We start from the raw sequence: 25767 nt of genomic DNA on the forward strand, positions 1-25767 counted from the left end.
CCCCCCCTTCCCCCCCCCCCCCCCCCCCCCCCCCCCCCCCCCCCCCCCCCCCCCCCCCCCCCCCCCCCCCCCCCCCCCCCCCCCCCCCCCCCCCCCCCCCCCCCCCCGCCGTCGTGCGAGGAGGTGTCAGACCTTGTAGCCGTGCTGACGGCGGATCAGCTTCGTGAACATCGACACGGTCTGCAGGATGGTGACGATCCCGACGATCGGCCATCCGACCCACAGGATCGAGGACTGGACCACCGGGCCGAGCATCGACCAGATCACGGCCATCGCGATCACGGCGACGATGAGGATCACGAGCGGGGTCCAGTGGCCGAGGCCGCCGCCGCGCTCCGCCTTGGCCTGCATGGCCCAGTTGTCCACCTTCTTGCGGGAGAGGAATCGCGTCCATGACCGAAGGAAGTGACTGAGCCTGATCCACATGAAGATCTCGGCAGGGAACAGCAGCACGGCGAACATCACGTCGCGACTGTTGTAGTTCTTGATGGTCATGGCCATGCGCAGGTTCAGCAGCATCGCCATCACGATCGGGATGATCCACCACGGCGAGAACACGAAGGCGTTGATCGAGAGCGACCCTGCCAGGAGCACGATGAACGCCACGCGCACGAACAGGTTCACGAGCATCCCGAAGTTCTCCAGCCACCGCACCCGCAGATTGGGGTGGAACGGCTGACCCTTCGTGTCGCCGCGCTGTCCGGGCCACAGAAGCTCGATGGCACCGTAGGTCCACTTGACCTGCTGTGCGTCGTAGCCGCGCAGGGTGGTCATACCGCCCACGTCGGCGCGTGCGTAGGGGCTGATCTTGGTGAGGTATCCGGCGCTCTTGATCTGCAGCGACAGCAGCGAGTCCTCGACCTCGCTGTCCTTCACCCACGGGGTGGACTGGTGGTTCTGCTGCATGGCGTCGCGCAGTGCCTGGGTCGCGAAGATGGAGAACTGCCCGCCCAGCACCGCCATGTTGCGTCCGCGCAGCATGTTCGTCAGGTTGAACGCGGCGAACTGCGTGCGCTGCCCGGTGATGAGGAACTTCGCGATCAGGCCCTTGATCGGCTTGTCATCGATCGAGTAGATCGCCGAGATTCCGCCGATGCGCGTGTCGGACACGGCCTCGGTCTCGAGGAACTCCACCGCGCGGCTGTCGGCGACCGTGTCGCCGTCGACGCCCAGCAGGTAGTCGTAGCCCTCGACCAGGGAGTACCCGTAGTTCAGGGCGCCGACCTTCTTGTCGGGGTTCTTGCCGATGTCGTGCACGAACACCTCGGTGAACTGCTCGCCGAGCTCGGTGGTGATCTCGTGCGCGCCGGCGAACTCGGAGGCGATCTTCACCGTGGCGTCGGAGCTGTTGTTCACGATCACGTGGATGACGTCGGGCACGCGCGTCTGGGCGAGAAGGCCCTCGATCACGTCGCGGATCGACTCCTCCTCGTTGTACGCGGGGATGATGCAGCCGATCGTCGAGCGGTGCACCGAGGTGTGCTCGAGGACCGACTCGAAATCGGTGGCGAGCTGGATGTCGGTGGACATCTCGTCCACGCTCGGCTCGGTCGCTTTGCGCGAGCTGTCGATACTGGTCACGGCGGTCTCGTCTCGTTCTCGTGGGTGTCTTCGGAACGGTCCCCCCGCCCTATGGATCCAGAGTGGCGCACGCGCCAGAAGTAATCACCCGAAAACAGCGGACGTAAGCGCAAGGTTTGCGCAAGGAATCAGCGGGGGGCTGCCGACCCCGCCCGCGCGGTGCGTGAGCGACTCGAGGGCCGACGGAGGCGACGATCGCGACGGGTCAGGAACCCGGGGCGATCGCGACGGTCACCGAGTCCGTCGCGGTCTGCTTCGCGTACTCGTTCGATGTCGGAGTGGTCTGCACAAGGAAGTCGTACGTGAACTGCAGCACGACGTACGTGGACTCCGCGGGGACCGGTCCGACGTTGAACGTCTGCGAGTAGCTGTACGGGCTGAGGACGAGATAGCCCGGGTTGACGCTGGCGGAGTCGATCTGCGGCGACAGCGACGACAGCGCACCATCCGCACTGAACGGGGAAGCCACCATGGTCGCCTTCTGCAGATACACCTTCTGGCCGTCGCTCGGGGTGATCGTGGTCTCGAGCGACATGCTCACCGGCTTCAGCGCACCGGAGGTCCAGTCCACCATCGCGAGGTCCGACCAGTAGTTGACGCTCGCGGCGACCGCGCCGGCCTGGAGTTCGCGCTGGGTGGAGCCCCCGGAGAGGTCGTTGGGGATCGGGGCGGGCACCTCCGACGTGCTCGGGCTGGCGCTCGGGCTCGGGCCGTTGCTCCCCCCGCTTCCCGGGGTCGCCCAGGGCGCCGCTCCACAGCCCGTCAAGACCATCGTCACTGCGACGGCGAGCGCACCCGCCGTCATCCGGCGTCGAGCAACATCGTTCACCTGGGGCCCCCGCTCCGATACGACGTTCCGCGTCGAGCGACCGACGCGAGAACTGAAGACCCGCTCAGTCTAGGGTTCGCGACGCGCTTGGCACGCCCGCGCCGCTCCCGGTGCGGGCAGGGTCCACGAGGACGGACGCGCGAGCGCCTACACTCGGAAACATGACGAGCGGGGGCGCGTCCTCAGTAGGTGAAGCTTTGACGGCGCGGATACGCGTGCCCGTCAGCTCTCGCACGCGATCGATCTGGTTGACGCAGCTCCTTCTCGGAGCCAGCATCCTGATCCTCGCCGTCCTGGTCTTCGCGATCTCCCCGCAGCTCCTCGCGACGTGGCACTTCACGGTGGGATCTCTGGTGATCGTCGTCATCACCCTCGCCTCGCTGGCGGTGCCGTGGGCGAAGCTGCCCCGGGGTGCCGTGCTCGTGCTCCCGTTCCTGGACGCTCTGGCGATCGGAGTGCTCGCCGGCACCACCGAACTGCGATTCGGGTTCCTCTGGGTGTTCCCCGTCGTCTGGGTCGCCATCCACTTCGATGTGATCGCGACGAGCGCGATGCTCGGCTTGATCACGATGATGATGGTGGTCGATCTGGCCAGCGCACCGACGAGCGCCAACGCCCTGCGGACGATCATCGTGACCCTCTCGTTCTCGTTCGTCGCCATCAGCGTGCACCAGGCCATGAGTCAGATCCGCGCCTATCGGCGACTGCAGCGGCGCCAGGCCCGCCGTCTGAAAGCGACGGCGATCCGCCAGGCCCAACTGGAGCGGCAGGCCAACGAGCTGCTGAACAGCGTCGACATGGGGGTGGCCCGGCTGTCGCTCGCGGGACGCATCCTCGCGGTGAACGACACGTACTCCCGCCTCTACGGGCTGGATGCGTTGGACCTCAACCAGCCCGGGAAGTCCGTAGAGTATGCGACCCAGCGAGGCATGCCCGTCCCGATACCCGATCGACCGTTCGCGCGCGCGGCGCGGGGCGAGACGTTCGAGGACGCACGCGTGTGGCTCTTCACGCCGGACGGCGAGTGGCGCGCCCTGTCGATCAGCGCGAGGCGGCTCGGCGGCGCCGATGAAGAGCAGTCCAGCACGCTTCTGCTCGTGCACGACGTCACCGCCATCACGCACGCCCAGCGTGAGCGCGAGCGTCTCGTGGCGATCGCCTCCCACGAACTGCGCAATCCGCTGACGATCATCATCAGCACCGCGGAGCTCGCCCTCGAGGACGACACCCTCGCACCTCGCATGCGGGCGCGGCTCGAGGCGATGCTGAACGCGGGAGACCGGATGCTGGAGATGACGACGACGATGCTCAGTTCGTCGCGCGCGGGCCAGGCAGCCCCGGCTCCGGTCGACGAGATCGACCTACGTGGCATCCTGATCGATTCCGTTGACTCCTTCCGTCCGTCCGCGCGCGCACACGACGTGTCGATCGACATCCGCGCCGACACCCCCCTGCGTGCGGCCGTCGACGCCTTCCGCCTGCGTCAGGTGATCGACAACGTGATCAGCAACGCCATCAAGTACACCCCGCGAGCGGGCGGCGTGAAGATCGTGGGGGCAGTGCTCGACGATGCGGTCGCCGTGACCGTCACCGACACGGGGATCGGGATCTCGCAGGACGATCTGCCGAAGATCATGACCCCCTACTTCCGCACCGCGAACGCCAAGGAGAAGTCCGGCGGGACCGGCCTGGGTCTCGGGATCAGTCGCGACATCGTGTCGGCGCATGGCGGCACCTTGACCATCGAGAGCGAAGCCGGTCAGGGCACGACGGTGACCGTCCGCATCCCCCAGCATGCCGGTGCCGACACGGATGCCGCGCGATGAGCGGCGTGATCATGCAATGGATGCCGTACCTGAGCATCGCCCTGGCCACCTTCGCGACGATCGGAGCCATGCTGTCGATCGGCGTGGCCTTCCTGTTGTCCCCCAGCCGGGCGACGCTGTACTGGTCGTACGCCTACACGCTGCTGATGGTGGGCACGTTCGCGGGCATCACGAGCGGCATCAGCGGCATCCCGCTCCTGCTCCCCCTGTCGTTCGGCGCGATTGCGGGTGTTCCCGCACTGATGTGGTCCGGCCTGCGTGCCGTGCGCGGCGTGCGCAGCCTCCCGTGGATCGCTGCCGTGGTCGCCGTGGGCGCCGGGACGTTGCTCGTCGTCACGTATGAGGCCGACGGCGCCGACGTGGCACGCCGTGCCGTCATCTTCGCCGCGGGAGCCTTCGCCGGACTCATCGTCGTGGAGTGGTGGCGGGTGCCGCGACCTCGACCGGGAATCCTCCTCCCGCTCGTGGTGGCTTCGGCCGCTTTCTTCCTCTTCGGACTCGCCAACGTGGCCGGCGGTTTCACGGTCCAGCTCGCGAACACCGACGCGAGCGTCGACGAAGTGCGCGTCACGTCGATGTTCGTCGTCCTCCTCTACATGGCCTGTTCACTCGTCACCGTGCTGGGTCTGGCGATCGGCCGCCGCTCGCGGCAGGGCCGGCCCGCCGCGGGGCAGTGGGAGGCCTTCGAGCGGGCGGCGTTCACCGATCTCGCGGAGGCTCAGCGTCTCGGCGAATCCTGGTCGGTCGTCGCGATCGTGCTCGATGACGTCGCCGACGTCCGTCAGACCGCAGGGGCCTCGGCCATCGGGGCGATCGTCCGGCAGTTCGAGGCCGAGATCGCGGCGGTGCTCCCGCTGGACAGCACCATCGGCACCCCCGAGCCCGGAGTCGTCATCGCGGTCGTCCCCCGCTCCGACGCCGTGGTGCGCGACCTTCTGCGGGACGTGCTGACGAAAGTGGCGGGGCTGGACGCCGGAGACCGGCCGCTACAGCTTTCCGCGAGTATCGGCTGGGCGCAGACCTCGACTGTCGGCTACGAACTGAACGCCCTCGTCTACCTGGCACGTGCGGCGGCCGCCCTCGCCACGGACAACGGCGGTGACCGGTGGGAGCGCACGGGCGGTGCCGCCATCCAGACGCTGATCGGCAGTCTGCAGGCGCGCTGACCCGTTCTTTCGGCGGCTCAGGCGACGCCGACCGCCGTATCCGCGGGATGCCGCGCGGTCACCAGGATCGGAAGGTGGTCGCTGAGTCCCTGCGGGAGGGTCCGCACTCCGTCGATGGTGAAGCCGACGGATGTCGCGAAGTCGTAGTGCCCGCGGAAGAACTTGTACCGCGTGTACGTGCGGGAATCGCTGAGGTTCAGCTCGTACCCGTGCTCGCGCACCTTCTGTCCGAGATTCTCTTTGAACACCGGGTAGTTGTAGTCGCCCACCATCAGCGCCGGCAGCCCCTCGCCGAGCGCGGACAGCTCGGTCAGAGCCGTCTTGATCTGATGGCGTCGGAGGGAATTGAGCGCCGTGAGCGGCGCCGCGTGGAACGAGGCCACGATCACATCGCGGCGGTCGTCGATGTCGTGGAGCCGGACCCCCAGCATCCGCTCCTCTGCGGGCTTGAGGACGCGGTCGTGCAGCGACTTCTTCAGTGCCAGGGCGCGTACCTCGACGAGCTGGAACGTGTTCTCGCGGTAATACACCGCGAGACCCAGCCTGTTGCGGTTCGTCGAGTCGGCGAGCCTCAGACCCGCGACGCGCTCGGGGATGTCGGTGGTGTCGGCCTCTTGCACGCACAGCACGTCGGCGTTGTAGCGTTCGACCAGAGCCGTCAGCTCTCCGGCGGCCCGATGCTTACGGAGGTTGTACGAGATGACCTTCATGAGGCCCTCAGTTTAGGCCCGCGCCGGTGACCGGAAGGTTACTTCGAAGGGGATGCATAGCGCCGCGACGGTTATCGCTCGCTGCCGCCGATGCGCCCGTCATCCGCGTCCCGCCGGGCCCGCGTCTGCTCCGCGCGCAGGGCCAGCAGGTCATCGGCGGGGTAGCCCACCTCCGTCAGGGTCAGACCGCGAGCAGCCAACACGGTGACGTCGGGCGTGCGCAGCCCGTCGTCCCGGATGCGCTGGACGTCGTCGACGGCGAGCCGCCCCTCCCCCACGGCGACGCAGGCGCCCACCAGCGCGCGGACCATGCTGTGACAGAACGCGTCGGCGCGCACCTGTGCCTCGAGGATGCCTCGCCCGTCCCGTCGCCATGCGAAATCCAGGAGGGTACGGATGGTGGTCGCCCCCTCGCGGGGCTTGCAGTAGGCGGCGAAGTCGTGCAACCCGACGAGTGAACGGGCTGCGGCATCCATCGCCTGCTCGTCGAGCCGCGTGCGCACGTTCGTCGTCCGGTGTCGCTCGAGGGGGTCGTAGCCCGCCGATGCGTCGGCGATGCGGTACTCGTAGCGGCGCCAGACGGCGCTGAAGCGCGCATCGAAGCCCTCGGGCGCCACGGCGCTCGAGCGTATGGTCACATCGGAATACGCCCCGAGCGCGCCGTTGACGCGACGAGCGAGGAGAGCGTCGGAGGCCTCGGCCTGCGCCCGATGCTGGGAGAGCCGTGCCACCTGGGCCTCGTCGAGATCGAGGTGCGCGACCTGCCCGGTCGCGTGCACTCCGGAGTCGGTGCGTCCGGCGACGACCAGGCGCGGGTCGGACCCGAGCACCCGGGCGAGGGCATCCTCGAGGGTGCCCTGAACGGTGCGGAGGCCCGGCTGACGGGCCCATCCGCGGAACGCCGTGCCGTCGTAGGAGAGGTCGAGGCGGAGACGCACGCCCCCAGCCTACGTGCGCCGAGCGCGGCGGCTTCGATCGTTCCGACGTCGGCGACCGCGTGGGCGCTGGTCGGGTAGCCAGTTCATCGCCGCCGCTCGCTTTGCGTCCCCAAGTTCTGCCGCGTGACGCGGGAGTCGTGCTGTGGGGCTGATTCCCGCTGGTGCGCGGCGGTTCGACAGAAGTCGGGGACGGGCGGCCGTCGGGTCGGTCGACCGGCGAGCGGGATCCCTGCATGCACGACGAAGCCCCGCGTGCACGGGGCACGCGGGGCTTCGCGTCGAACGTCGCCGGGGCGAGCCGGCGGGATCGGATTACTCGGACTTCGCCTCGGCCGGGGCCTCGGTCGCGTCTTCGGCGGCAGCCTCGGCGGCCGCGCCCTCCTCGGGCGACTCGGCGCCGGCGTCTGCCGACGCGTCCTCGACCGGAGCGTCCTCGGCGGGAGCGTCCTCGACCGGGGCGGCCTCGACGGGCGCTGCGGCAGCGGCGGCGGCGGACTTCTTGGCCGACTTCGGCTTCGGGTTCACCGGCTCGAGCACGAGCTCGATGACCGCCATGGGGGCGTTGTCGCCCTTGCGGTTGCCGATCTTGGTGATGCGCGTGTAGCCACCCTCGCGGTCGGCGACGAGCGGAGCGATCTCGGTGAAGAGGACGTGCACGACCTCTTTGTCACCGATGACGCCCAGTACGCGACGACGCGCGTGCAGGTCGCCGCGCTTCGCGAACGTGACCAGACGCTCGGCCAGCGGGCGGACGCGCTTGGCCTTCGTCTCGGTGGTGGTGATGCTCTTGTGCGTGAACAGCGCGGCGGCGAGGTTCGCGAGGAGCAGACGCTCGTGTGCGGGTCCGCCTCCGAGGCGGGGTCCCTTTGTGGGCTTAGGCATTCTCAATTACTCCAGATCAGAATTCGGGTGGGGCTCAGACGGCTTCGTCGTCGTAGCCGCCGTAGAAGTGAGCGCCGTCGAACCCGGGGACCGAGTCCTTCAGCGACAGGCCGAGCGAGATGAGCTTGTCGCGCACCTCATCGACCGACTTCTGACCGAAGTTGCGGATGTTCATGAGCTGCGTCTCAGAGAGTGCGACGAGCTCGCTGACCGTGTTGATGCCCTCACGCTTGAGGCAGTTGTACGAACGCACCGACAGATCGAGGTCTTCGATCGGCATCGACAGTTCGTTGGAGAGGACGGTCTCGACTGGCGCGGGGCCGATCTCGATGCCCTCGGCCTCGACGTTGAGCTCGCGCGCCAGACCGAACAGCTCGGTGAGCGTGCGACCGGCGGAGGCGACGGCATCGCGCGGGTTGATCGAGTTCTTGGTCTCGACGTCCAGCACGAGCTTGTCGAAGTCGGTGCGCTCGCCGGCGCGGGTCGCGTCGACGCGGTAGCTCACCTTGAGGACCGGCGAGTAGATCGAGTCGATCGGGACCTGTCCGGCCTCGGCGTACTCGTTGCGGTTCTGCGTCGCGGAGACGTAGCCGCGTCCACGCTCGATCGTGAGCTCGAGCTCGAACTTCGCGGTGTCGTTCAGCGTGGCGATGACGAGCTCGGGGTTGTGCACCTCGACACCGGCCGGGGCGGAGATGTCGGCTGCAGTGACCTCACCGGCGCCGGTCTTGCGCAGGTACGCCGTGATGGGCTCATCGCGCTCGCTCGAGACCACGAGCTGCTTGATGTTCAGGATGATCTCGGTGACGTCTTCCTTCACACCGGGGATCGTGCTGAACTCGTGGAGCACGCCGTCGATCCGGATGCTGGTCACGGCTGCACCGGGGATGGACGACAGGAGGCTGCGACGCAGCGCGTTGCCGATCGTGTAGCCGAAGCCAGGCTCCAGCGGTTCGATGACGAAACGGCTGCGGAACTCCCCGACCTTCTCCTCGGTCAGTGTGGGACGCTGTGCGATAAGCACTATGTGTTCCTTTCGGCGAAGTGCCCGCTATATGGCACTTGCATGTGGTGAGGTGTTGAGTTTTGTTCGGGATGCCGTGGGGTTCCCGCGATGGCACGGGGCCGAGGCATCCGCTGTCTGAATGCGTGTGGGCCGCCGAGCGACCGTGCCGACCGGCCGGGTGCGGATCCCGTAGGACCCGCACCCTGCGCGAGTCGGTCAGACGCGGCGGCGCTTCGGCGGACGGCAGCCGTTGTGCGCCTGCGGCGTCACGTCGTTGATCGAGCCGACCTCGAGGCCGGCGGCCTGCAGCGAGCGGATCGCGGTCTCGCGGCCCGAACCCGGGCCCTTCACGAAGACGTCGACCTTCTTGACGCCGTGCTCCTGCGCCTGGCGCGCAGCGGACTCGGCAGCCATACCGGCAGCGTACGGGGTCGACTTGCGCGAGCCCTTGAAGCCCACGCCACCCGACGAGGCCCAGCTGATGACGGCGCCGGCCGGGTCGGTGATCGAGACGATGGTGTTGTTGAACGTCGACTTGATGTGGGCCTGGCCCAACGCGATGTTCTTCTTCTCCTTGCGGCGCGGCTTGCGCGCGGCGGTCTTGGCCTGAGCCATAGTTCTGTTCTCCTGAATCCTGAGCGCAGGCGGCGGCCTAGCGCGCCTTCTTCTTGCCGGCGACGGTGCGCTTGGGTCCCTTGCGGGTGCGGGCGTTCGTCTTGGTGCGCTGTCCGCGCACGGGCAGGCCGCGGCGGTGGCGGATGCCCTCGTAGGATCCGATCTCGACCTTGCGGCGGATGTCGGCGGCGACCTCGCGACGGAGGTCACCCTCCACCTTGTAGGTGCCCTCGATGTGATCGCGCAGCTGGATCAGCTGGTCGTCGCTCAGGTCCTTGACGCGGACGTCGGGGCTGATCTCGGTGGCGGTGAGGATCTCGGTGGAACGGGTACGGCCGATGCCGTAGATGTAGGTCAGGGCGATGACCACGCGCTTATCGCGCGGGATGTCGACGCCGGCGAGACGTGCCATGCGGCTCTCCTAGGAGTGTCGTGGAGGTGTGGAGCAGAACCTGTGCCCGGGCCTCCAGCCCGGGGTGTCCCCTCTCGCGAGGTTCTGGTGCTGCCGATGTGTATTCAGTTGTGGGATCCGGATGCCGCGTCGCCGCGGCATCCGGAGAAATCTGTGTCTCAGCCCTGGCGCTGCTTGTGGCGCGGGTTGCTCTTGCAGATGACCATGACGACACCGTGGCGGCGAATCACCTTGCAGTGCTCGCAGATCGGCTTGACGCTGGGCTTGACCTTCATGTTGTGCTTCTTTCGCTGTCTTCGAGTCGATGATCGGATGCCGGAGCACCCGCTCTTCGCTCGTTACTTCTCGACCGGTCTAGCGGTAGCGGTAGACGATGCGCCCGCGAGTCAGGTCGTAGGGGCTGAGCTCCACGACCACGCGGTCCTCGGGGATGATGCGGATGTAGTTCTGCCGCATCTTGCCGGAGATCGTCGCGAGGACTTTGTGTCCGTTGCTCAGCTCAACACGGAACATCGCGTTGGGCAGGGCCTCTGAGATCACGCCTTCGATCTCGATGACACCGTCTTTCTTCGCCATACACTCGCTCACACTTGTGCAGACCGGTCGGTCTGCGTTGGATGGGATTGTGGTGCTCGGGTTCCGCGGATTTCTCCGTCGGACACGCCGAAACGGGCGCAAGCACCAAAGATCAAGTGTATGTGTTATCGGCACTCTCGGCAACTCGGGCGTGTCGCGGAGATCGCGGGTGCGCGACCGAACGATCGATGGGCGCTCGCCCTGCTCCGCACCGCAGCAACGCATCCCATGAACGGTCGTGACACGCCGCCCCCAGCCCGGCTGCTGCTACTGGAAGAGCGACGCCAGTTCGGCCGGCGCGGGCAGCGTCGAGTTCGCGATGACCTCGCCGTTGACCGCGATCGTCGGGGTGCCGATCCCCGACGACCCCGGCGCGACCGGGGTCTTCGGAGTCATCGACGCCACGTACTTCGTGTAGGTGCCGTTCGTGATGCAGTCCGAGGCATCCGTCACGCCCGCGCCCTCGGCGATCGAGACGATCTCCTCATCGGTGAGACCGGTCGAACCCTCGGCGGGGGCGTTCGCGAACATCGCCTGCATGAACGGCAGCGCGTTGTCGGGGTCGGCGGCCGCCACGCAGTACATCGCGCTGGCCGCGCGGGTGGAGAACTCGGTGCCCGACGAGGCGCGGTCGAGGATCGAGATCGGGTGGATGTTCAGCGTGATCGTGCCGTCGTCGACGAGCCCCTGGATCGACGATCCGTAGGACGTCTCGAACTGCTTGCAGACGGGGCACATGAAGTCGATGTAGGTGTCGAGCGTTCCGCTCCCCTCACCTACGGCGATGGCTCCGGTCTCGGCGTTGATGTTCGCGGCCTCGGGTGCGGTCCCGGGGCCCGAGGCGGCGTTGTTCAACACCACGACGAGAGCGGCGACAGCGACGAGAACTACTACCACCGCCACACTGATCCAGATCGCGAACCAATTCCTCTTGCGCACTGCCGTAGCCATAATCCCGTTCCTAGTCCTTTATCGCGACAGGTTCGATGCCGAACGGCGCCAGACCCGCTGCCCCACCATCGGGCGCGGTGAGCACCCAGATTCCGCCATCATGGACGGCGACGCTGTGCTCCCAGTGTGAGCCCGCCGAGCCGTCCACGGTGGAGACCGTCCAGTCGTCGTCCTCGACGAGGGTGGCCTGATCGCCGATCACGACCATGGGTTCGATCGCGACCGCCAGACCCGGGCGCACCTCGGGGCCCGGATCGGCGACGCGGTAGTTGAAGATCGACGGCGCCTCGTGCATCTTGCGACCGATGCCGTGCCCGACGTAGTCCCGGAGGATGCCGTACCCGTGCCCGGTGGCGTCGATGTGCGCCTGGATGGCCGCGCCCACCTCACCGAGATGGGCTGCCGTCGCCAGCGCGGCGATTCCGGCCCAGAGCGATCCCTCGGTCACGCGGGACAGCTCTTCGCGCTCGGCCACGACCTCGGGGCGGGTCTCGTCCGGGATCACGATCGTGAAGGCGGAGTCCCCGTTCCACCCTTTGTACTCGGCGCCCGCATCGATCGAGAGGATGTCGCCGGGCTCGAGTACCCGATCGCCGGGGATCCCGTGCACGACCTGCTCGTTCACCGACGAGCAGATGGTGTGCCGGTACCCGCGCACCATCTGAAAGTTCGACTTCGCCCCGCGGCCCGTGATCACCGCGGATGCCGCGGCGTCGAGTTCGAGCGTCGTCACCCCCGGTGCGACCAGCGCGCGGACGGCGGCCAGCGCGTCAGCCGTGATCAGCCCGGGTTCGACCATGGCCCGCAGCTGCGCGGGGGTCTTGTAGATCGAGCGGCGCAGTCCCACGTTAGGAGGCGGGGACGATGCCGCGCTCGGCCAGCGCGGCCACGATCCGGTGTGTCACGGCATCGAGGGAGCCGACACCGTCGATGTCGTCCACGATGCCGTGGTCGCGGTACACGTCGAGGATCGGCGCCGTCTCGCGTTCGTAGATCGCGAGACGGTTCGAGATGATCTCCTCGGTGTCATCCGATCGACCCTCGACACGGGCGCGCTCGGCGAGGCGGGAGACGCTGATCTCGCGCGGTACGTCGAGGGCGATGACGGCGGTGAGCGCCTCGGACCGCGGAGCCAGGAACTCGTTCAGGAGCCCGAGCTGCGCGAGGTTGCGCGGGAAGCCGTCGAGGAGGAAGCCGCCGCCGGTGTCGCCCTCGTTGAGACGATCGCGCAGCAGCGCGAACGTCAGTTCATCGGAGACCAGGTCGCCCGACTCGATGACCGCCTTGACCTTCGTGCCGAGCTCGGTCTCGTCCTTGATGTGCGTGCGGAAGACGTCGCCGGTCGAGATGGCGGGGATGCCGAACATCTCGGCGACCCGCGCGCCCTGCGTTCCCTTGCCCGAGCCCTGCGGCCCGACGATGAGCAGGCGGGGCTGCTGCGCCGCGGGCCGCCTGTCGTCGGCGTTCTGCGAGGCGTTCGTCATCGGAGGAGCCCTTCGTAGTGACGCTGCTGCAGCTGAGCATCGATCTGCTTCACCGTCTCGAGTCCGACGCCGACGATGATCAGGATGGACGCCCCGCCGAACGGGAAGTTCTGGTTCGCGCCGACCAGGGAGAGCGCGATCAACGGGAGCAGGGCAATCAGACCCAGGTAGATGGACCCCGGGAGGGTGATGCGGGTGAGCACGTAGTCGAGGTACTCGGCGGTGGGCCGACCGGCACGGATGCCGGGGATGAACCCGCCGTACTTCTTCATGTTGTCGGCGACCTCGACCGGGTTGAACGTGATGGCGACGTAGAAGTACGTGAAGCCCACGATCAGGAGGAAGTACAGCGCCATGTAGAGCGGGTGATCGCCCTTCGTCAGGTACGTCGTGATCCACACGACCCAGCCGGGGGCGGTCTCGCCGGCCTGCGGCTGGTTGAACTGCGCGATCAGTGCGGGGATGTAGAGCAGCGACGACGCGAAGATGACCGGCACGACACCGGCCATGTTCACCTTGATCGGAATGTAGGTATTCGTGCCGCCGTAGGTGCGGCGACCCACCATGCGCTTGGCGTACTGCACGGGGATACGTCGCTGCGACTGCTCGACGAACACCACCAGGGCGACCACGACGATGCTCACCGCCACCACCAGCAGGAAGACCTCGAAGCCCTTCGCCTGCCAGATGGACCAGAAGGCGACGGGCACCGATGCCGCGATCGACGTGAAGATCAGGATGGACATGCCGTTGCCGATGCCACGCTCGGTGACCAGCTCGGCGAACCACATGATGAGGCCGGTACCGGCCGTCATGGTGATGATCATCAGGAGCTGAGCCCACCACACGTCATTCGTCAGAAGCTGCTCGCACTCCGGAATGCCGGTGGTGCCGAACAGTGCCCCGCTGCGCGCGACGGTGACCAGCGTGGTCGACTGCAGCAGCGCGAGAGCGATCGTCAGGTACCGGGTGTACTGGGTCAGCTTCGACTGGCCCGCCTGGCCCTCCTTGTAGAGAGCCTCGAAGTGCGGGATCACCACGCGGAGCAGCTGCACGATGATCGTCGCGGTGATGTACGGCATGACGCCCAGCGCGAAGATCGACAGCTGCAGGAGCGCGCCACCGGAGAAGAGGTTGACCAACGACAGCAGCCCCTCGGTGCCGGAGCTCTGCGCGAGGCAGGACTGCACGTTGGGGAAGTCGACGAATGGCGCGGGAACGTGGGCGCCGAGGCGGTAGATGGCGATGATCGCCAGAGTGAATGCGATCTTCCGACGTAGGTCGGGGGTCCGGAAGACCCGCGCGATGGCGCTGAACAAGAGGTTGCCTCCAGAGGGGATGCCGGAGCGCGCAGGCGCACCGGCATCCAGGGTAACTCAGAAGGGGCCGGAGCGAACTCCGGCCCCTCCTGTGATGCACTACTTGACGGTGCCGCCTGCGGCGACGATCTTCTCCTGTGCGGAACCGGAGACCTTGTCGACCGCGACGTTCAGCTTCACGCCGATGTCGCCGGCGCCGAGCACCTTGACCTTCTCGTTCTTGCGAACCGCACCCTTGGCCACCAGGTCGGTGACGGTGACGTCGCCGCCTGCCGGGTAGAGCTCCGCGAGCTTCTCCAGGTTCACAACCTGGTACTCGACGCGGAAGGGGTTCTTGAAGCCACGGAGCTTCGGGGTGCGCATGTGCAGCGGCATCTGCCCACCCTCGAATCCTGCCTTGACCTGGTAACGGGCTTTCTGACCCTTGGTACCGCGACCTGCCGTCTTGCCCTTCGATCCCTCACCGCGACCCACGCGGGTCTTGGCCTTGTGGGATCCGGGCACCGGACGCAGGTGGTGCACCTTGAGCACGCCGGGACGCGATGCCGGAGCATCCGTCTTCGTCGATGCCTTCTTGGGAGCCTTGTCGGCGGCCTTCTTGGAGGCGGCCTTCTTCGGCTCGACGGCGGTGTTCGCCGTGTTGTCAGCCTTGTCGGCCATTAGTCGATCTCCTCAACCTTGACGAGGTGGGCGACGGTCTTGACGTAACCGCGCGTCTGCGCGTCGTCGGGGCGGACGACAGAGTCGTTGATCCGCTTGAGACCGAGGCTGCGCAGCGTGTCGCGCTGGTTCTGCTTCTCGCTCACCTTGGACTTGATCTGGGTCACCTTGAGCCGGGCGGCCATCAGGCACCTACCTTCTGGGCGGCCAAGGCGTCAGCCTCGGCGCGGACGAGACGGGCCGGAGCGACCTGGTCGAACTCGAGTCCGCGACGTGCGGCGACCGCACGCGGCTCTTCGAGCTGCTTCAGCGCCGCGACGGTCGCGTGCACGATGTTGATCGTGTTCGACGAACCGAGCGACTTCGACAGGACGTCGTGGATTCCGGCGCACTCGAGGACGGCGCGGACCGGGCCACCGGCGATCACACCGGTACCGGAGGACGCAGGACGCAGAAGCACGACACCGGCAGCGGCCTCACCCTGCACGGGGTGCGGGATGGTCGAGCCGACACGCGGAACGCGGAAGAAGTTGCGCTTGGCCTCTTCGACACCCTTGGAGATGGCCAGGGGCACTTCGCGCGCCTTGCCGTAGCCGACGCCCACGATGCCGTTGCCGTCGCCGACGACCACGAGTGCCGTGAAGCTGAAGCGACGGCCGCCCTTGACGACCTTCGACACGCGGTTGATGGTGACGACGCGCTCCAGGAACTGGCTCTTGTCATCCCGCGAGCTGTTGCGGTCCCGCTGGTTCTGGTTGCGCTCACGTCCGCCGCGGCGGGGCTCACGCTCACGCTCGACGGGCGCCTCGGTGGCAGCGGCTGCCGCCTCGGTGGTCGCCTGGGCCGGAGCTTCGGTCTCGGCGGTCACAGTGTTCTCCTTGTTGTCACTCACAGGTTCAGACCTCCTTCGCGGGCGCCGTCCGCAATAGCGGCGACGCGACCCGCGTAGCGGTTGCCACCACGGTCGAACACGGCGTCAGAGACGCCGGCGGCCTTCGCACGCTCGGCGACGAGCTCGCCGACCTTGCGCGCCTTGGCGGTCTTGTCGCCATCGAACCCACGGAGATCGGTCTCGAGCGTCGATGCCGAGGCCACGGTGTGACCCTGGCTGTCGTCGACGAGCTGCACGAAGACGTGACGCGCGGAGCGGGTCACGACCAGGCGCGGCCGCACGGACGTCCCCACGACCTTCTTGCGAAGACGGGCGTGACGGCGTGAACGGGATACGGACTTAGATGTCACGGCCATGACTACTTACCACTCTTTCCGGCCTTGCGACGAACGACCTCGCCGGCGTACCGCACACCCTTGCCCTTGTAGGGCTCGGGCTTGCGGATCTTGCGGATGTTCGCGGCCGCCTCGCCGACGGCCTGCTTGTCGATGCCGCTGACGGTGACCTTGTTGTTGCCCTCGACGGTGAGCGTGATGCCGGCGGGCGGCTCCACGAGCACGGGGTGCGAGAAGCCGAGGGCGAACTCGATCGAGCCGCCCTTCTGCGCAACGCGGTAACCGGTTCCGACGACCTCGAGGCCCTTTGTGTAGCCCTCGGTCACACCGATGATGTTGTTGTTGATGAGCGTGCGCGTGAGGCCGTGCAACGAGCGCGACTCGCGCTCGTCGTCGGGACGGGTGACGAGCACCTGGCCCTCTTCGACCTTGACCTCGATGGGCCGCGACACGACGAGCGACAGGTCGCCCTTGGGGCCCTTGACCGACACGGCCTGACCGTCGACCGCAATGGTCACGCCGGCCGGGATGTCGATGGGAAGACGTCCGATACGAGACATTCGGGGGTCACCACACGTAGGCGAGAACTTCTCCGCCCACGCCCTTCTGCTCTGCCTGGCGGTCTGTGAGCAGACCGGAGGAGGTGGACAGGATCGCCACGCCGAGGCCACCGAGGACGGTGGGGATCTCGGTCGACTTCGCGTAGACGCGGAGTCCGGGCTTCGAGACGCGCTTGATGCCGGCGATCGACCGCTCGCGGTTCGGGCCGTACTTCAGCGTCAGGGTCAGCGTCTGGCCGACACGAGCTTCCTCGACGAGCCAGCTGCCGATGTAGCCCTCCTGCTTGAGGATCTCGGCGATGTGCGTCTTGAGCTTCGAGCTCGGCAGCGACACGGTGTCGTGGTGCGCCGAGTTCGCGTTGCGCAGACGGGTCAGCATGTCTGCGACCGGGTCTGTCATTACCATGTGTGTTTTTCCTTCGTTCACCAGGTTTCGACGCGCGGTGCACGCCCGCCGACCTGTGGTGGTGTGGACCCGGAGAATTCCGGGTCCACGAGAGTCTTACGCCTTCGCGTCCTCGTTGCGGAACGGGAAGCCGAGGTGACGCAGCAGCGCACGACCCTCGTCATCCGTCGCCGCGGTCGTGACGACCGTGATGTCGAAGCCGCGGACGCGGTCGATCTTGTCCTGGTCGATCTCGTGGAAGACCGACTGCTCCTGCAGACCGAACGTGTAGTTGCCGTGTCCGTCGAACTGCTTGCCCGACAGGCCGCGGAAGTCGCGGATACGGGGCAGAGCGAGGTTCACCAGGCGATCCAGGAACTCCCAGGCGCGGTCGCCACGAAGCGTGACGTGGGCGCCGATGGGCTGTCCCTCGCGCAGCTTGAACTGCGCGATCGACTTGCGTGCCTTGGTGACGATCGGCTTCTGGCCGGTGATCTTGGTGAGGTCGTCGACCGCACCATCGATCACCTTGCCGTCGCGAGCTGCCTCGCCGACGCCGGTGTTCACCACGACCTTCACAAGGCGGGGGATCTGGTTGACGTTCGTGTAGCCGAACTCCTCCTGCAGCTTCTGCAGGATTTCGCCACGGTACTTCTGCTTCAGGCGGGGCTGGGTCTTGCCAGCCTCCACGGCAGTGGTGCTGCTCATCAGAGGTCCTTGCCTGACTTCTTCGCGAAGCGCACACGGACGGTGCGCTTGACGCCGTCCTTGGTCTGCTCCTCGACACGGTGTCCGACGCGGGTCGGCTTCTTGGTCGAGGGGTCGACGAGTGCGACGTTCGAGATGTGGATGGGGGCTTCGAAGGTCTCGATGCCACCCGTCTTGGTGCCGCGCTGGGTCTGGCCCACACGGTTGTGCTTCGTGACGTAGTTCACGCCTTCGACGATGACGCGGTTCTGCTCGGTGAGGATCTCGAGGACCTTCCCCTGCTTGCCGCGGTCTCCGCCACGCTCGGGCTTGGCGCCCGCGATGACCTGAACCAGGTCACCCTTCTTGATTTTCGCCATGATCAAATGACCTCCGGGGCGAGCGAGACGATCTTCATGAACTTCTTGTCGCGAAGCTCACGACCGACCGGTCCGAAGATGCGGGTGCCGCGGGGCTCCCCGTCGCTCTTCAGGATGACGGCGGCGTTCTCGTCGAACTTGATGTACGAGCCGTCGGGACGGCGGGTCTGCTTGACGACGCGAACGACGACAGCCTTGACGACGTCGCCCTTCTTGACGTTGCCGCCCGGGATCGCGTCCTTGACCGTGGCGACGATGGTGTCACCCAGGCCGGCGTACCGACGCTGCGAGCCACCGAGCACACGGATCGTGAGCAACTCCTTGGCGCCGGTGTTGTCGGCGACCTTGATGCGGGATTCCTGCTGAATCACTTCTTACTCCTTGGGTTCCAAGTGGGCCGGAGGCCTACTTGGCCTTCTCGAGGATCTCGACCAGACGCCAGCGCTTCGTAGCACTGAGCGGACGGGTCTCGTTGATGAGCACGAGGTCGCCGATACCGGCGCTGTTGCTCTCGTCGTGGACCTTGACCTTCGACGTGCGGCGGATGACCTTGCCATAAAGCGGGTGCTTCACGCGGTCTTCGACCTCGACGACGATCGTCTTGTCCATCTTGTCGCTCGTGACGAGGCCACGACGCGACTTGCGGTAGCCACGCGCGGCGGCGTCGCGGACGTCGTGCTCGGAGCTCTCGTGACCCTTGGCCTCCACGACCTCGGCCACGGGGGCCTCGGCAGCAGCCTTCGCGGGTGCACTCTTCTTGGGCGCAGCCTTCTTGGGCGCGGCCTTCTTCTCAGTGGTCTCAGCCATCACTCGGCCTCTTCCTTCACGGCCTCGTCGGCGGCATCCGCCTTCTTGGCCTTCGTCTTCTTCGCCTTCGTCGCGACCTCAACGGGAGCGGGCGTGGCACGGATGCCGAGCTCGCGCTCACGGATCACGGTGTAGAGCCGCGCGATGTCGCGCTTGACCGCACGGATGCGGCCGTGGCTCTCGAGCTGGCCGGTGGCCGACTGGAAGCGCAGGTTGAACAGCTCTTCCTTGGCCTTGCGCAGCTCCTCGACGAGGCGCTGGTCTTCGAACGTATCGAGCTCGCTCACAGCGAGCTGCTTGGTGCCGATCGCCATTACGCGTCGCCCTCCTCGCGCTTGATGATGCGTGCCTTCAGGGGCAGCTTGTGGATTGCACGGGTCAGGGCCTCGCGAGCGAGCTCCTCGTTGACACCGGCGACCTCGAAGAGGACGCGACCCGGCTTGACGTTCGCGACCCACCACTCGGGCGAACCCTTACCGGAACCCATGCGGGTTTCGGCGGGCTTCTTGGTCAGCGGACGGTCGGGGTAGATGTTGATCCACACCTTGCCGCCACGCTTGATGTGACGGGTCATCGCGATACGAGCGGACTCGATCTGACGGTTCGTCACGTAGGCGGGCGTCAGAGCCTGGATTCCGTACTCACCGAACGACACCTTCGTGCCACCGGTTGCCTGGCCCGAACGACCCGGGTGGTGCTGCTTGCGGTACTTGACCTTGCGGGGGATAAGCATCAGGCAGACGCTCCTTCTGCGACGGGGGCCTCGGTGCGGGGCGCACGACGACGGTCGCCACCACGGTCGTCACGACCGCGGGGAGCCTTCGGCGCGTTGGCCTGCTCGCGTGCGAGTTCCTTGTTGGTGAGATCGCCCTTGTAGATCCAGACCTTCACGCCGATGCGGCCGAAGGTGGTCTTGGCCTCGTAGAAGCCGTAGTCGATGTTCGCCCGCAGCGTGTGCAGCGGCACACGACCCTCGCGGTAGAACTCCGACCGGCTCATCTCGGCGCCGCCGAGACGGCCCGAGACCTGGATGCGGACACCCTTGGCGCCGGCGCGCTGGGCGCCCTGCAGACCCTTGCGCATCGCGCGGCGGAATGCCACACGAGCGGTGAGCTGCTCGGCGATACCCTGCGCCACCAGCTGAGCGTCGGCCTCGGGGTTCTTCACCTCGAGGATGTTCAGCTGGATCTGCTTGCTCGTGAGCTTCTCGAGGTCGGAGCGGATGCGCTCGGCCTCGGCGCCGCGACGACCGATCACGATGCCCGGGCGGGCGGTGTGGATGTCGACGCGAACGCGGTCACGGGTGCGCTCGATCTCGATGTTGCTGACGCCCGCGCGGTCCAGGTTCTTCTGGAGGAGCTGACGGATCTTGATGTCCTCGGCCACGTAGTCGGCGTAGCGCTGTCCGGGCTTCGTCGAATCCGAGAACCACCGCGACACGTGATCAGTGGTGATGCCGAGGCGGAAGCCGTACGGGTTTACCTTCTGGCCCATTACTTGCTCGCCTTCTGCTGGGCGGCCGGAGCCGCGTCAGCGACCTCGGGCGTGGAAAGCACGACCGTGATGTGGCTCGTGCGCTTCTTGATCTGGAACGCGCGACCTTGTGCGCGGGGCCGGAAGCGCTTGAGCGTCGAACCCTCGTCGACGAAGGCGTTCTTGACGTACAAGTCCTGGTCATCCAGGTGCTCGTTCGTCGAGTCTGCCTTCACTCGAGCGTTCGCGATCGCAGACGCAACCAGCTTGTAAATCGGCTCACTCGCGCTCTGCGGCGCGAACTTCAGGATGGCGAGGGCCTCTTCGGCCTGCTTCCCCTTGATGAGAGCGACGACACGACGAGCCTTCTGAGGGGTCACGCGGATGTGTCGCACGCGTGCGATGGAGTCCACCATTTCTCTCTCCTCTGCGCCACCGCGTTAGCGGCGACGGCCCTTCTTGTCGTCCTTCACGTGGCCGCGGAAGGTGCGGGTGGGCGCGAATTCGCCCAGTTTGTGTCCGACCATGGTCTCGGTCACGAACACGGGGATGTGCTTGCGACCGTCGTGGACGGCGATCGTGTGGCCGAGCATGGCCGGCACGATCATCGAGCGACGTGACCAGGTCTTGATGACGTTCTTGGAACCCGCCTCGTTCTGGACGACGACCTTGCGAAGCAAGTGATCGTCGACGAAGGGGCCCTTCTTAAGACTGCGTGGCATCTTCCTCTACTCCTACTTGCGCTTCTTGCCGGCGTTGCGACGACGGACGATGTACTTGTCGCTTTCCTTGTTGGCGTGACGCGTGCGGCCCTCTTTCTGGCCCCACGGCGACACCGGGTGACGTCCACCGGACGTCTTGCCCTCGCCACCACCATGCGGGTGGTCGACCGGGTTCATCGCGACACCGCGGACGGTCGGGCGGATGCCCTTCCAGCGGTTGCGACCGGCCTTGCCCCAGTTGATGTTCGACTGCTCGGCGTTGCCGACCTCGCCGATGGTCGCGCGGCAGCGCGAGTCGACGTTGCGGATCTCACCCGAGGGCAGACGCAGCTGGGCGTAGATGCCGTCCTTCGCCACGAGGCGAACGGATGCTCCGGCGGAACGCGCCATCTTGGCACCGCCACCGGGACGCAGCTCGATCGCGTGGATCACGGTACCGGTGGGGATGTTGCGCAGCGGCAGGTTGTTGCCGGGCTTGATGTCCGCGCCGGCACCCGACTCGACGACGTCGCCCTGCGAGAGCTTGTTCGGCGCGATGATGTAGCGCTTCTCACCGTCTGCGTAGTGCAGGAGGGCGATGCGCGCGGTGCGGTTCGGGTCGTACTCGATGTGAGCGACCTTCGCGTCGATGCCGTCCTTGTCGTTGCGACGGAAATCGATGACACGGTACTGGCGCTTGTGCCCACCACCGATGTGACGGGTGGTGATGCGACCCTGGTTGTTGCGGCCACCGGTCTTGCTGAGCGGGCGGAGGAGCGACTTCTCGGGCGTCGATCGGGTGATCTCAGCGAAGTCGGCCACCGACGAGCCGCGACGACCCGGGGTCGTGGGCTTGTACTTGCGAATTGCCATTGTTCTCTAGTCCTCTGTCCCGGCCGTCAGCCGACTGCCGTGAAGATGTCGATGGTGCCCGACTTCAGGGTCACGATGGCGCGCTTGGTGTCCTTGCGCTTCCCCGTGCCGAAGCGGGTCCGGCGGGCTTTGCCCACGCGGTTGATCGTGTTGACCGCGGCCACCTTGACGCCGAAGATCTTCTCGATCGCGAGCTTGATCTCCGTCTTGGTCGCACGGGTGTCCACATAGAACGTGTACTTGCCCTCGTCGATGAGCCCGTAGCTCTTCTCCGATACGACCGGCTTCAGGATGATGTCGCGGGGGTCCTTGTTGACGGCGGTCATGCCGTCACCTCCTCGTTGGCGTCGGCCTTGGCCGCGAGCTTCGCCGAGACGAAAGCGTCGTATGCGGCCTTGGTGAAGACGATGTCGTCCGAGACGAGCACGTCGTAGGCGTTGAGCTGGTCGAACGTCAGCACGTGAACGTACGCGAGGTTGCGCACGCTCTTGACCGTGATCTCGTCGTTGCGGTCGATGACCACGAGGACGTTCTTGGTCGCGGAGAACCCGGCGAGCACCGAAGAAGCCGCCTTGGTCGAAGGCGCGCCCTCGATGGCGAAGGACTCCACGACGTGCAGCCGGTTGCCCCGAGCGCGATCGCTGAGCGAACCCAGGAGGGCTGCCGCGATCATCTTCTTGGGCGTGCGCTGCGAGTAATCGCGCGGCTTGGGTCCGTGGACGATGCCACCACCGGTCATGTGCGGCGCGCGGATCGATCCCTGACGGGCGTTACCCGTGCCCTTCTGCTTGAAGGGCTTGCGGCCGGCGCCCGAGACCTCACCGCGACGCTTGGTCGAGTGGGTTCCCTGGCGAGCCGCCGCGCGCTGCGCGACGACGACCTGGTGGATGAGCGGGATGTTCGTCTTGACGTCGAACACCGTGGCGGGCAGCTCGACGGAGCCTGCCTTCTTGCCATCGGCGGTCAGGACGTCGAGCGCGAGAGTCGAGTCGGCCATGAGACTAGGCCCCCTTCACTGCGTTGCGGACGTAGACGATGCGGCCGCGAGCACCGGGGACGGCGCCCTTGACGAGCAGCAGACCCTTCTCGGCGTCGACGGAGTGCACCGTGAGGTTGAGGACGGTCACGCGCTCGCCACCCATACGGCCGGCCATGCGCATGCCCTTGAAGACACGGCTCGGAGTCGACGATGCGCCGATCGAGCCGGGCTTGCGGTGGTTGCGGTGCGAACCGTGCGATGCCGAGACGCCCTTGAAGTTGTGACGCTTCATGACACCGGCGAAGCCCTTGCCCTTGCTCGTGCCGACGACGTCGACGAGCTGGCCGGCCTCGAACGCGCCGTCCACGGTGAGCTCCTGGCCCAGCGTGTAGTCGGCGGCGTCCGCGGTGCGGACCTCGGTGAGGTGACGGCGCGGCGTGACGCCGGCGGCCTCGAAGTGCGCGGTCAGCGGCTGGTTCACCTTGCGGGGGTCGATCTGCCCGTAGGCGATCTGCACGGCCTTGTAGCCGTCCTTCTCGGGGGTGCGAACCTGGGTGACCACGTTCGGCGCCACCTCGATGACGGTGACGGGGACGAGCTTGCCCTGGTCGTTCCAGACCTGGGTCATGCCGAGCTTCGTGCCCAGCAGTCCCTTCGAAATCTTTGAGTTGATGTCAGCCATGTCGAACCTCAGAGCTTGATCTCGATGTTGACATCGGCCGGCAGGTCGAGACGCATCAGCGAGTCGACGGCCTTGGGCGTCGGGTCGATGATGTCGATCAGACGCTTGTGGGTGCGCATCTCGAAGTGCTCGCGGCTGTCCTTGTACTTGTGGGGCGACCGGATGACGGCGACGACGTTCTTCTCGGTCGGAAGGGGCACGGGGCCCACGACGGTCGCGCCTGCACGGGTCACGGTGTCGACGATCTTGCGGGCCGACGAATCGAGGCCTGCGTGATCGTACGACTTCAGGCGAATGCGGATCTTCTGTCCCGCCATTGTCTGCTCTCTCTCTTCTCGCGTCTTACGTCCCCGGCCCCGTATCAGGGCCGTGAACCGCATTGGACGCACGGGGGTGTGGGATCCGTTATCCCGCACCCATAGGCACTTCGTTCACCGCGTTGCCGCGGCGCATGCTGCACCACTGTTCAGCTGTCAGACCGGCTGCCGAGGCATCCGGCTCCGCTTCCCCGGCACGCACGCGTGCGCCCGGCGCGAACCGGGTGGAGAAGTGGATTATCGTCCTGCTGCCCGCGGCCTAGACTGTGCGCCGGAGCGCCGCCTATGCACTGCCCTGGCAGTGATCCGGGGCACACGAGTGCAACCGCCGGAATGTGGAACCTCAGTAGTCTACGTGTCGCCCGGGCGTGTCGCAAACTCGGGCGTGTCGCGCAGCCCCGGACTCAGGCGCTTCGCAGGTGGGTCGCCCGCACACGCGGAAGCGGCCGGCGGGATCATCCGCGCCGGCCGCTTCTGGTGCGAACGCCTACTCGGTGCCGATCTGCTTGTCGACGGAGGCACGGATGCCGTCGACCTTCTCGTCCACGCTGTCGGGAGCGATCTTCTTCACGAACTCGGCGGCCGCGTCGAGCGCCTTGTCGCTCACCTGCTCGGCCTGGTCGCTCTTCAGTGCGTCGCCGATCTTGTCCTTGTTCTGATCGAGGAACTGCTTGCCCTGGTTCACGAGGTCATCGATGCCCATATCCCACTCCTTCTTCGCCCGACGTGGACGTCGAGTTACATTGTGGCGGCTCGGCCCGCCGCCCGCCACACCCCGGTCACCCCGCGTCACGGCCGTCGACGAGGCCGACCGGAGAGCCAGACGTAGAGCACCAGCAGCAGGATCACCCCGACCGCGATGAGGACCCACCACGGGAAGGTGGGGATGTCGGGGCGCTGGCCGGCGTCCGCGAGATCCTGCACCGGAGTGGGGATGATGCGCTCCCCCGTCACCAGGATGCGATGGCTGTTGACGCCCAGCGGCGTGCAGGTCACCAGGGTGATGAGGTCCTTGCCCGTCTCGGGGAGCAGAGCCTCCGTCTCGGACGGTTCGACGACCCGTGTGTCGATCACCCGGTAGGCCAGCACCTCGCCGAAGACCTCCACGGTGAAGACGTCGTCGAGTCGGACCCGGTCGAGGTGCGTGAACAGTTCCGACGTCGCCAGGCCACGGTGCGCCGTCAGGACGGAGTGAGTGGATGCTCCACCTACCGGCACGGCCGTGCCTTCGAGGTGGCCGACACCATGGTCCAGGACCTCGTTGCTCGTGCCGTGGTAGATCGGCAGGTCGACATCGATGGACGGGATCTTCAGGCGCGCCATGAGTCCGTCGGCGTCGGCGCGGAGCACATCCGCGTAGTCGCCGTCCGGGGTGGGCTCGTCCGCCAGCGGCAGTCGCTCGTTCGCGGCGATGTTCGCGCCGCCGCCGGTCAGGGCTTCGTTGTACGCCCGTGCCTCCTGCACGCGCTCGTGCAGCGTCTCGGCGCCGAGGTCGGCGACGTCGTGGGTCAGTTGATCGATGCGCTGCGACTGCTCGTATTGGCTGAACCAGGAGACGATCGTCGGAAACAGAAGCAGTCCGGCGCCGGCGAGACAGACGAGCGCGATCGCGAGCGGGACGGCGGGAAGCCGCCACCGCGTCGATCGGCGCAGCATCCGGCGCGTCGGGGCCTCCGTGGCCACTGCCGGGAACGACGAAGGCGGAGCGTCGTGCCGACGCCCCGCCTTCGCTGTCATCACG

General features: G+C 66.9%; 38 protein-coding genes. 2 read left to right on the plus strand and 36 right to left on the minus strand.

Annotated elements, in window-relative coordinates; genetic code table 11:
- Nucleotides 1–126: 126 nt before the first annotated feature.
- Nucleotides 127–1530, minus strand: coding sequence for a glycosyltransferase family 2 protein (locus ACFXOO_RS12965; RefSeq protein WP_378841720.1), 1404 nt, complete (start codon nucleotides 1528–1530; stop codon nucleotides 127–129).
- A 256-nt stretch (nucleotides 1531–1786) separates the two neighbouring features.
- Nucleotides 1787–2257 (minus strand): hypothetical protein, encoded by a 471-nt coding sequence (locus ACFXOO_RS12970; protein WP_394563816.1) that lies wholly within the window; start codon nucleotides 2255–2257, stop codon nucleotides 1787–1789.
- Between the two features lie 368 nt (nucleotides 2258–2625).
- On the opposite strand from ACFXOO_RS12970, the gene ACFXOO_RS12975 reads away from it, so the two are divergent.
- Nucleotides 2626–4236, plus strand: a complete 1611-nt coding sequence (locus tag ACFXOO_RS12975) for a sensor histidine kinase (RefSeq protein WP_394563817.1) — start codon at nucleotides 2626–2628, stop codon at nucleotides 4234–4236.
- Nucleotides 4233–5402, plus strand: a complete 1170-nt coding sequence (locus tag ACFXOO_RS12980; protein ID WP_378841495.1) for a hypothetical protein — start codon at nucleotides 4233–4235, stop codon at nucleotides 5400–5402. The genes ACFXOO_RS12975 and ACFXOO_RS12980 overlap by 4 nt, the downstream gene beginning before the upstream one ends.
- Nucleotides 5403–5419: 17 nt before the next feature.
- Here the strand turns inward: ACFXOO_RS12980 and ACFXOO_RS12985 are convergent, their stop codons facing one another.
- From ACFXOO_RS12985 to ACFXOO_RS13150, 34 genes are all read right to left on the minus strand, one after another.
- Nucleotides 5420–6112, minus strand: a complete 693-nt coding sequence (locus tag ACFXOO_RS12985; protein ID WP_378841497.1) for an endonuclease/exonuclease/phosphatase family protein — start codon at nucleotides 6110–6112, stop codon at nucleotides 5420–5422.
- A gap of 71 nt (nucleotides 6113–6183) precedes the next feature.
- Entirely contained in the window at nucleotides 6184–7050 is an 867-nt protein-coding gene (gene truA / locus ACFXOO_RS12990; RefSeq protein ID WP_394563818.1) for a tRNA pseudouridine(38-40) synthase TruA, read from the minus strand.
- 312 nt (nucleotides 7051–7362) lie between these two features.
- Nucleotides 7363–7932: a 50S ribosomal protein L17 gene (gene rplQ, locus ACFXOO_RS12995; RefSeq protein WP_378854411.1), complete on the minus strand. Its 570-nt coding sequence runs from the start codon at nucleotides 7930–7932 to the stop codon at nucleotides 7363–7365.
- Nucleotides 7933–7966: 34 nt separating this feature from the next.
- Entirely contained in the window at nucleotides 7967–8956 is a 990-nt protein-coding gene (locus tag ACFXOO_RS13000; protein WP_378841503.1) for a DNA-directed RNA polymerase subunit alpha, read from the minus strand.
- A 198-nt stretch (nucleotides 8957–9154) separates the two neighbouring features.
- On the minus strand, nucleotides 9155–9553 hold the full coding sequence (gene rpsK / locus ACFXOO_RS13005; RefSeq protein WP_150448852.1) for a 30S ribosomal protein S11: 399 nt from the start codon (nucleotides 9551–9553) through the stop codon (nucleotides 9155–9157).
- A 37-nt stretch (nucleotides 9554–9590) separates the two neighbouring features.
- The gene (rpsM, locus tag ACFXOO_RS13010) at nucleotides 9591–9965 is read right to left on the minus strand and encodes a 30S ribosomal protein S13 (protein ID WP_378841505.1); all 375 of its coding nucleotides are present in this window, start codon (nucleotides 9963–9965) and stop codon (nucleotides 9591–9593) included.
- A 158-nt stretch (nucleotides 9966–10123) separates the two neighbouring features.
- On the minus strand, nucleotides 10124–10240 hold the full coding sequence (gene rpmJ / locus ACFXOO_RS13015) for a 50S ribosomal protein L36 (protein WP_378841507.1): 117 nt from the start codon (nucleotides 10238–10240) through the stop codon (nucleotides 10124–10126).
- Nucleotides 10241–10319: 79 nt separating this feature from the next.
- Nucleotides 10320–10541: a translation initiation factor IF-1 gene (gene infA / locus ACFXOO_RS13020; protein WP_017201569.1), complete on the minus strand. Its 222-nt coding sequence runs from the start codon at nucleotides 10539–10541 to the stop codon at nucleotides 10320–10322.
- 267 nt (nucleotides 10542–10808) lie between these two features.
- Nucleotides 10809–11492, minus strand: coding sequence for a DsbA family protein (locus tag ACFXOO_RS13025; RefSeq protein ID WP_378841509.1), 684 nt, complete (start codon nucleotides 11490–11492; stop codon nucleotides 10809–10811).
- A 10-nt stretch (nucleotides 11493–11502) separates the two neighbouring features.
- Nucleotides 11503–12339, minus strand: coding sequence for a type I methionyl aminopeptidase (gene map / locus ACFXOO_RS13030; protein ID WP_378841511.1), 837 nt, complete (start codon nucleotides 12337–12339; stop codon nucleotides 11503–11505).
- Between the two features lies 1 nt (nucleotide 12340).
- Nucleotides 12341–12976 (minus strand): adenylate kinase, encoded by a 636-nt coding sequence (locus tag ACFXOO_RS13035; protein WP_394563819.1) that lies wholly within the window; start codon nucleotides 12974–12976, stop codon nucleotides 12341–12343.
- Nucleotides 12973–14295, minus strand: coding sequence for a preprotein translocase subunit SecY (gene secY / locus ACFXOO_RS13040; RefSeq protein WP_378841515.1), 1323 nt, complete (start codon nucleotides 14293–14295; stop codon nucleotides 12973–12975). The genes ACFXOO_RS13035 and secY overlap by 4 nt, the downstream gene beginning before the upstream one ends.
- Before the next feature lie 99 nt (nucleotides 14296–14394).
- Nucleotides 14395–14955 carry a 50S ribosomal protein L15 gene (gene rplO, locus ACFXOO_RS13045; protein WP_378841517.1) on the minus strand — a complete coding sequence of 187 codons (561 nt, stop codon included), beginning with the start codon at nucleotides 14953–14955 and terminating at the stop codon, nucleotides 14395–14397.
- Entirely contained in the window at nucleotides 14955–15140 is a 186-nt protein-coding gene (gene rpmD / locus ACFXOO_RS13050) for a 50S ribosomal protein L30 (RefSeq protein WP_091484804.1), read from the minus strand. The genes rplO and rpmD overlap by 1 nt, the downstream gene beginning before the upstream one ends.
- On the minus strand, nucleotides 15140–15823 hold the full coding sequence (gene rpsE / locus ACFXOO_RS13055; RefSeq protein WP_394563820.1) for a 30S ribosomal protein S5: 684 nt from the start codon (nucleotides 15821–15823) through the stop codon (nucleotides 15140–15142). Before rpsE ends, rpmD begins: the two co-directional genes overlap by 1 nt.
- A gap of 20 nt (nucleotides 15824–15843) precedes the next feature.
- A complete protein-coding gene (gene rplR / locus ACFXOO_RS13060; protein WP_378841521.1) occupies nucleotides 15844–16203 on the minus strand; it encodes a 50S ribosomal protein L18 in 360 nt (119 codons plus the stop codon).
- A gap of 2 nt (nucleotides 16204–16205) precedes the next feature.
- Entirely contained in the window at nucleotides 16206–16742 is a 537-nt protein-coding gene (gene rplF, locus ACFXOO_RS13065) for a 50S ribosomal protein L6 (RefSeq protein WP_378841523.1), read from the minus strand.
- 7 nt (nucleotides 16743–16749) lie between these two features.
- The gene (gene rpsH / locus ACFXOO_RS13070) at nucleotides 16750–17148 is read right to left on the minus strand and encodes a 30S ribosomal protein S8 (protein WP_378841525.1); all 399 of its coding nucleotides are present in this window, start codon (nucleotides 17146–17148) and stop codon (nucleotides 16750–16752) included.
- A 96-nt stretch (nucleotides 17149–17244) separates the two neighbouring features.
- Nucleotides 17245–17835: a 50S ribosomal protein L5 gene (gene rplE / locus ACFXOO_RS13075; RefSeq protein ID WP_378841527.1), complete on the minus strand. Its 591-nt coding sequence runs from the start codon at nucleotides 17833–17835 to the stop codon at nucleotides 17245–17247.
- Complete coding sequence (gene rplX / locus ACFXOO_RS13080) at nucleotides 17835–18194, minus strand: 50S ribosomal protein L24 (protein ID WP_378841529.1); 360 nt, start codon at nucleotides 18192–18194, stop codon at nucleotides 17835–17837. Before rplX ends, rplE begins: the two co-directional genes overlap by 1 nt.
- Nucleotides 18195–18196: 2 nt before the next feature.
- Nucleotides 18197–18565 carry a 50S ribosomal protein L14 gene (gene rplN, locus ACFXOO_RS13085; RefSeq protein WP_378841531.1) on the minus strand — a complete coding sequence of 123 codons (369 nt, stop codon included), beginning with the start codon at nucleotides 18563–18565 and terminating at the stop codon, nucleotides 18197–18199.
- Nucleotides 18566–18599: 34 nt separating this feature from the next.
- Nucleotides 18600–18902, minus strand: a complete 303-nt coding sequence (gene rpsQ, locus ACFXOO_RS13090) for a 30S ribosomal protein S17 (protein WP_378841722.1) — start codon at nucleotides 18900–18902, stop codon at nucleotides 18600–18602.
- Between the two features lie 98 nt (nucleotides 18903–19000).
- On the minus strand, nucleotides 19001–19315 hold the full coding sequence (gene rpmC, locus ACFXOO_RS13095; RefSeq protein ID WP_378841533.1) for a 50S ribosomal protein L29: 315 nt from the start codon (nucleotides 19313–19315) through the stop codon (nucleotides 19001–19003).
- Nucleotides 19315–19734 carry a 50S ribosomal protein L16 gene (gene rplP, locus ACFXOO_RS13100; RefSeq protein ID WP_378841535.1) on the minus strand — a complete coding sequence of 140 codons (420 nt, stop codon included), beginning with the start codon at nucleotides 19732–19734 and terminating at the stop codon, nucleotides 19315–19317. Before rplP ends, rpmC begins: the two co-directional genes overlap by 1 nt.
- Nucleotides 19734–20495, minus strand: a complete 762-nt coding sequence (gene rpsC, locus ACFXOO_RS13105; protein ID WP_378841537.1) for a 30S ribosomal protein S3 — start codon at nucleotides 20493–20495, stop codon at nucleotides 19734–19736. The genes rplP and rpsC overlap by 1 nt, the downstream gene beginning before the upstream one ends.
- Nucleotides 20495–20890 (minus strand): 50S ribosomal protein L22, encoded by a 396-nt coding sequence (gene rplV, locus ACFXOO_RS13110; protein ID WP_378841539.1) that lies wholly within the window; start codon nucleotides 20888–20890, stop codon nucleotides 20495–20497. The genes rpsC and rplV overlap by 1 nt, the downstream gene beginning before the upstream one ends.
- A gap of 24 nt (nucleotides 20891–20914) precedes the next feature.
- Entirely contained in the window at nucleotides 20915–21196 is a 282-nt protein-coding gene (rpsS, locus tag ACFXOO_RS13115) for a 30S ribosomal protein S19 (protein ID WP_378841541.1), read from the minus strand.
- Between the two features lie 12 nt (nucleotides 21197–21208).
- Entirely contained in the window at nucleotides 21209–22048 is an 840-nt protein-coding gene (gene rplB, locus ACFXOO_RS13120; protein WP_378841543.1) for a 50S ribosomal protein L2, read from the minus strand.
- 26 nt (nucleotides 22049–22074) lie between these two features.
- The gene (gene rplW / locus ACFXOO_RS13125; protein ID WP_378841545.1) at nucleotides 22075–22374 is read right to left on the minus strand and encodes a 50S ribosomal protein L23; all 300 of its coding nucleotides are present in this window, start codon (nucleotides 22372–22374) and stop codon (nucleotides 22075–22077) included.
- Nucleotides 22371–23045 (minus strand): 50S ribosomal protein L4, encoded by a 675-nt coding sequence (gene rplD, locus ACFXOO_RS13130; RefSeq protein ID WP_378841547.1) that lies wholly within the window; start codon nucleotides 23043–23045, stop codon nucleotides 22371–22373. Before rplD ends, rplW begins: the two co-directional genes overlap by 4 nt.
- Before the next feature lie 4 nt (nucleotides 23046–23049).
- The gene (gene rplC / locus ACFXOO_RS13135; protein ID WP_378841549.1) at nucleotides 23050–23709 is read right to left on the minus strand and encodes a 50S ribosomal protein L3; all 660 of its coding nucleotides are present in this window, start codon (nucleotides 23707–23709) and stop codon (nucleotides 23050–23052) included.
- 8 nt (nucleotides 23710–23717) lie between these two features.
- Complete coding sequence (rpsJ, locus tag ACFXOO_RS13140) at nucleotides 23718–24026, minus strand: 30S ribosomal protein S10 (protein ID WP_378841551.1); 309 nt, start codon at nucleotides 24024–24026, stop codon at nucleotides 23718–23720.
- 487 nt (nucleotides 24027–24513) lie between these two features.
- Nucleotides 24514–24729, minus strand: a complete 216-nt coding sequence (locus tag ACFXOO_RS13145; protein ID WP_378841553.1) for a hypothetical protein — start codon at nucleotides 24727–24729, stop codon at nucleotides 24514–24516.
- 86 nt (nucleotides 24730–24815) lie between these two features.
- Nucleotides 24816–25763, minus strand: a complete 948-nt coding sequence (locus ACFXOO_RS13150; RefSeq protein WP_378854403.1) for a class C sortase — start codon at nucleotides 25761–25763, stop codon at nucleotides 24816–24818.
- Between the last annotated feature and the right edge of the window lie 4 nt (nucleotides 25764–25767).

Origin of the sequence: Microbacterium sp. P03 (assembly GCF_043556235.1) — a bacterium.
GTDB lineage: Bacteria > Actinomycetota > Actinomycetes > Actinomycetales > Microbacteriaceae > Microbacterium.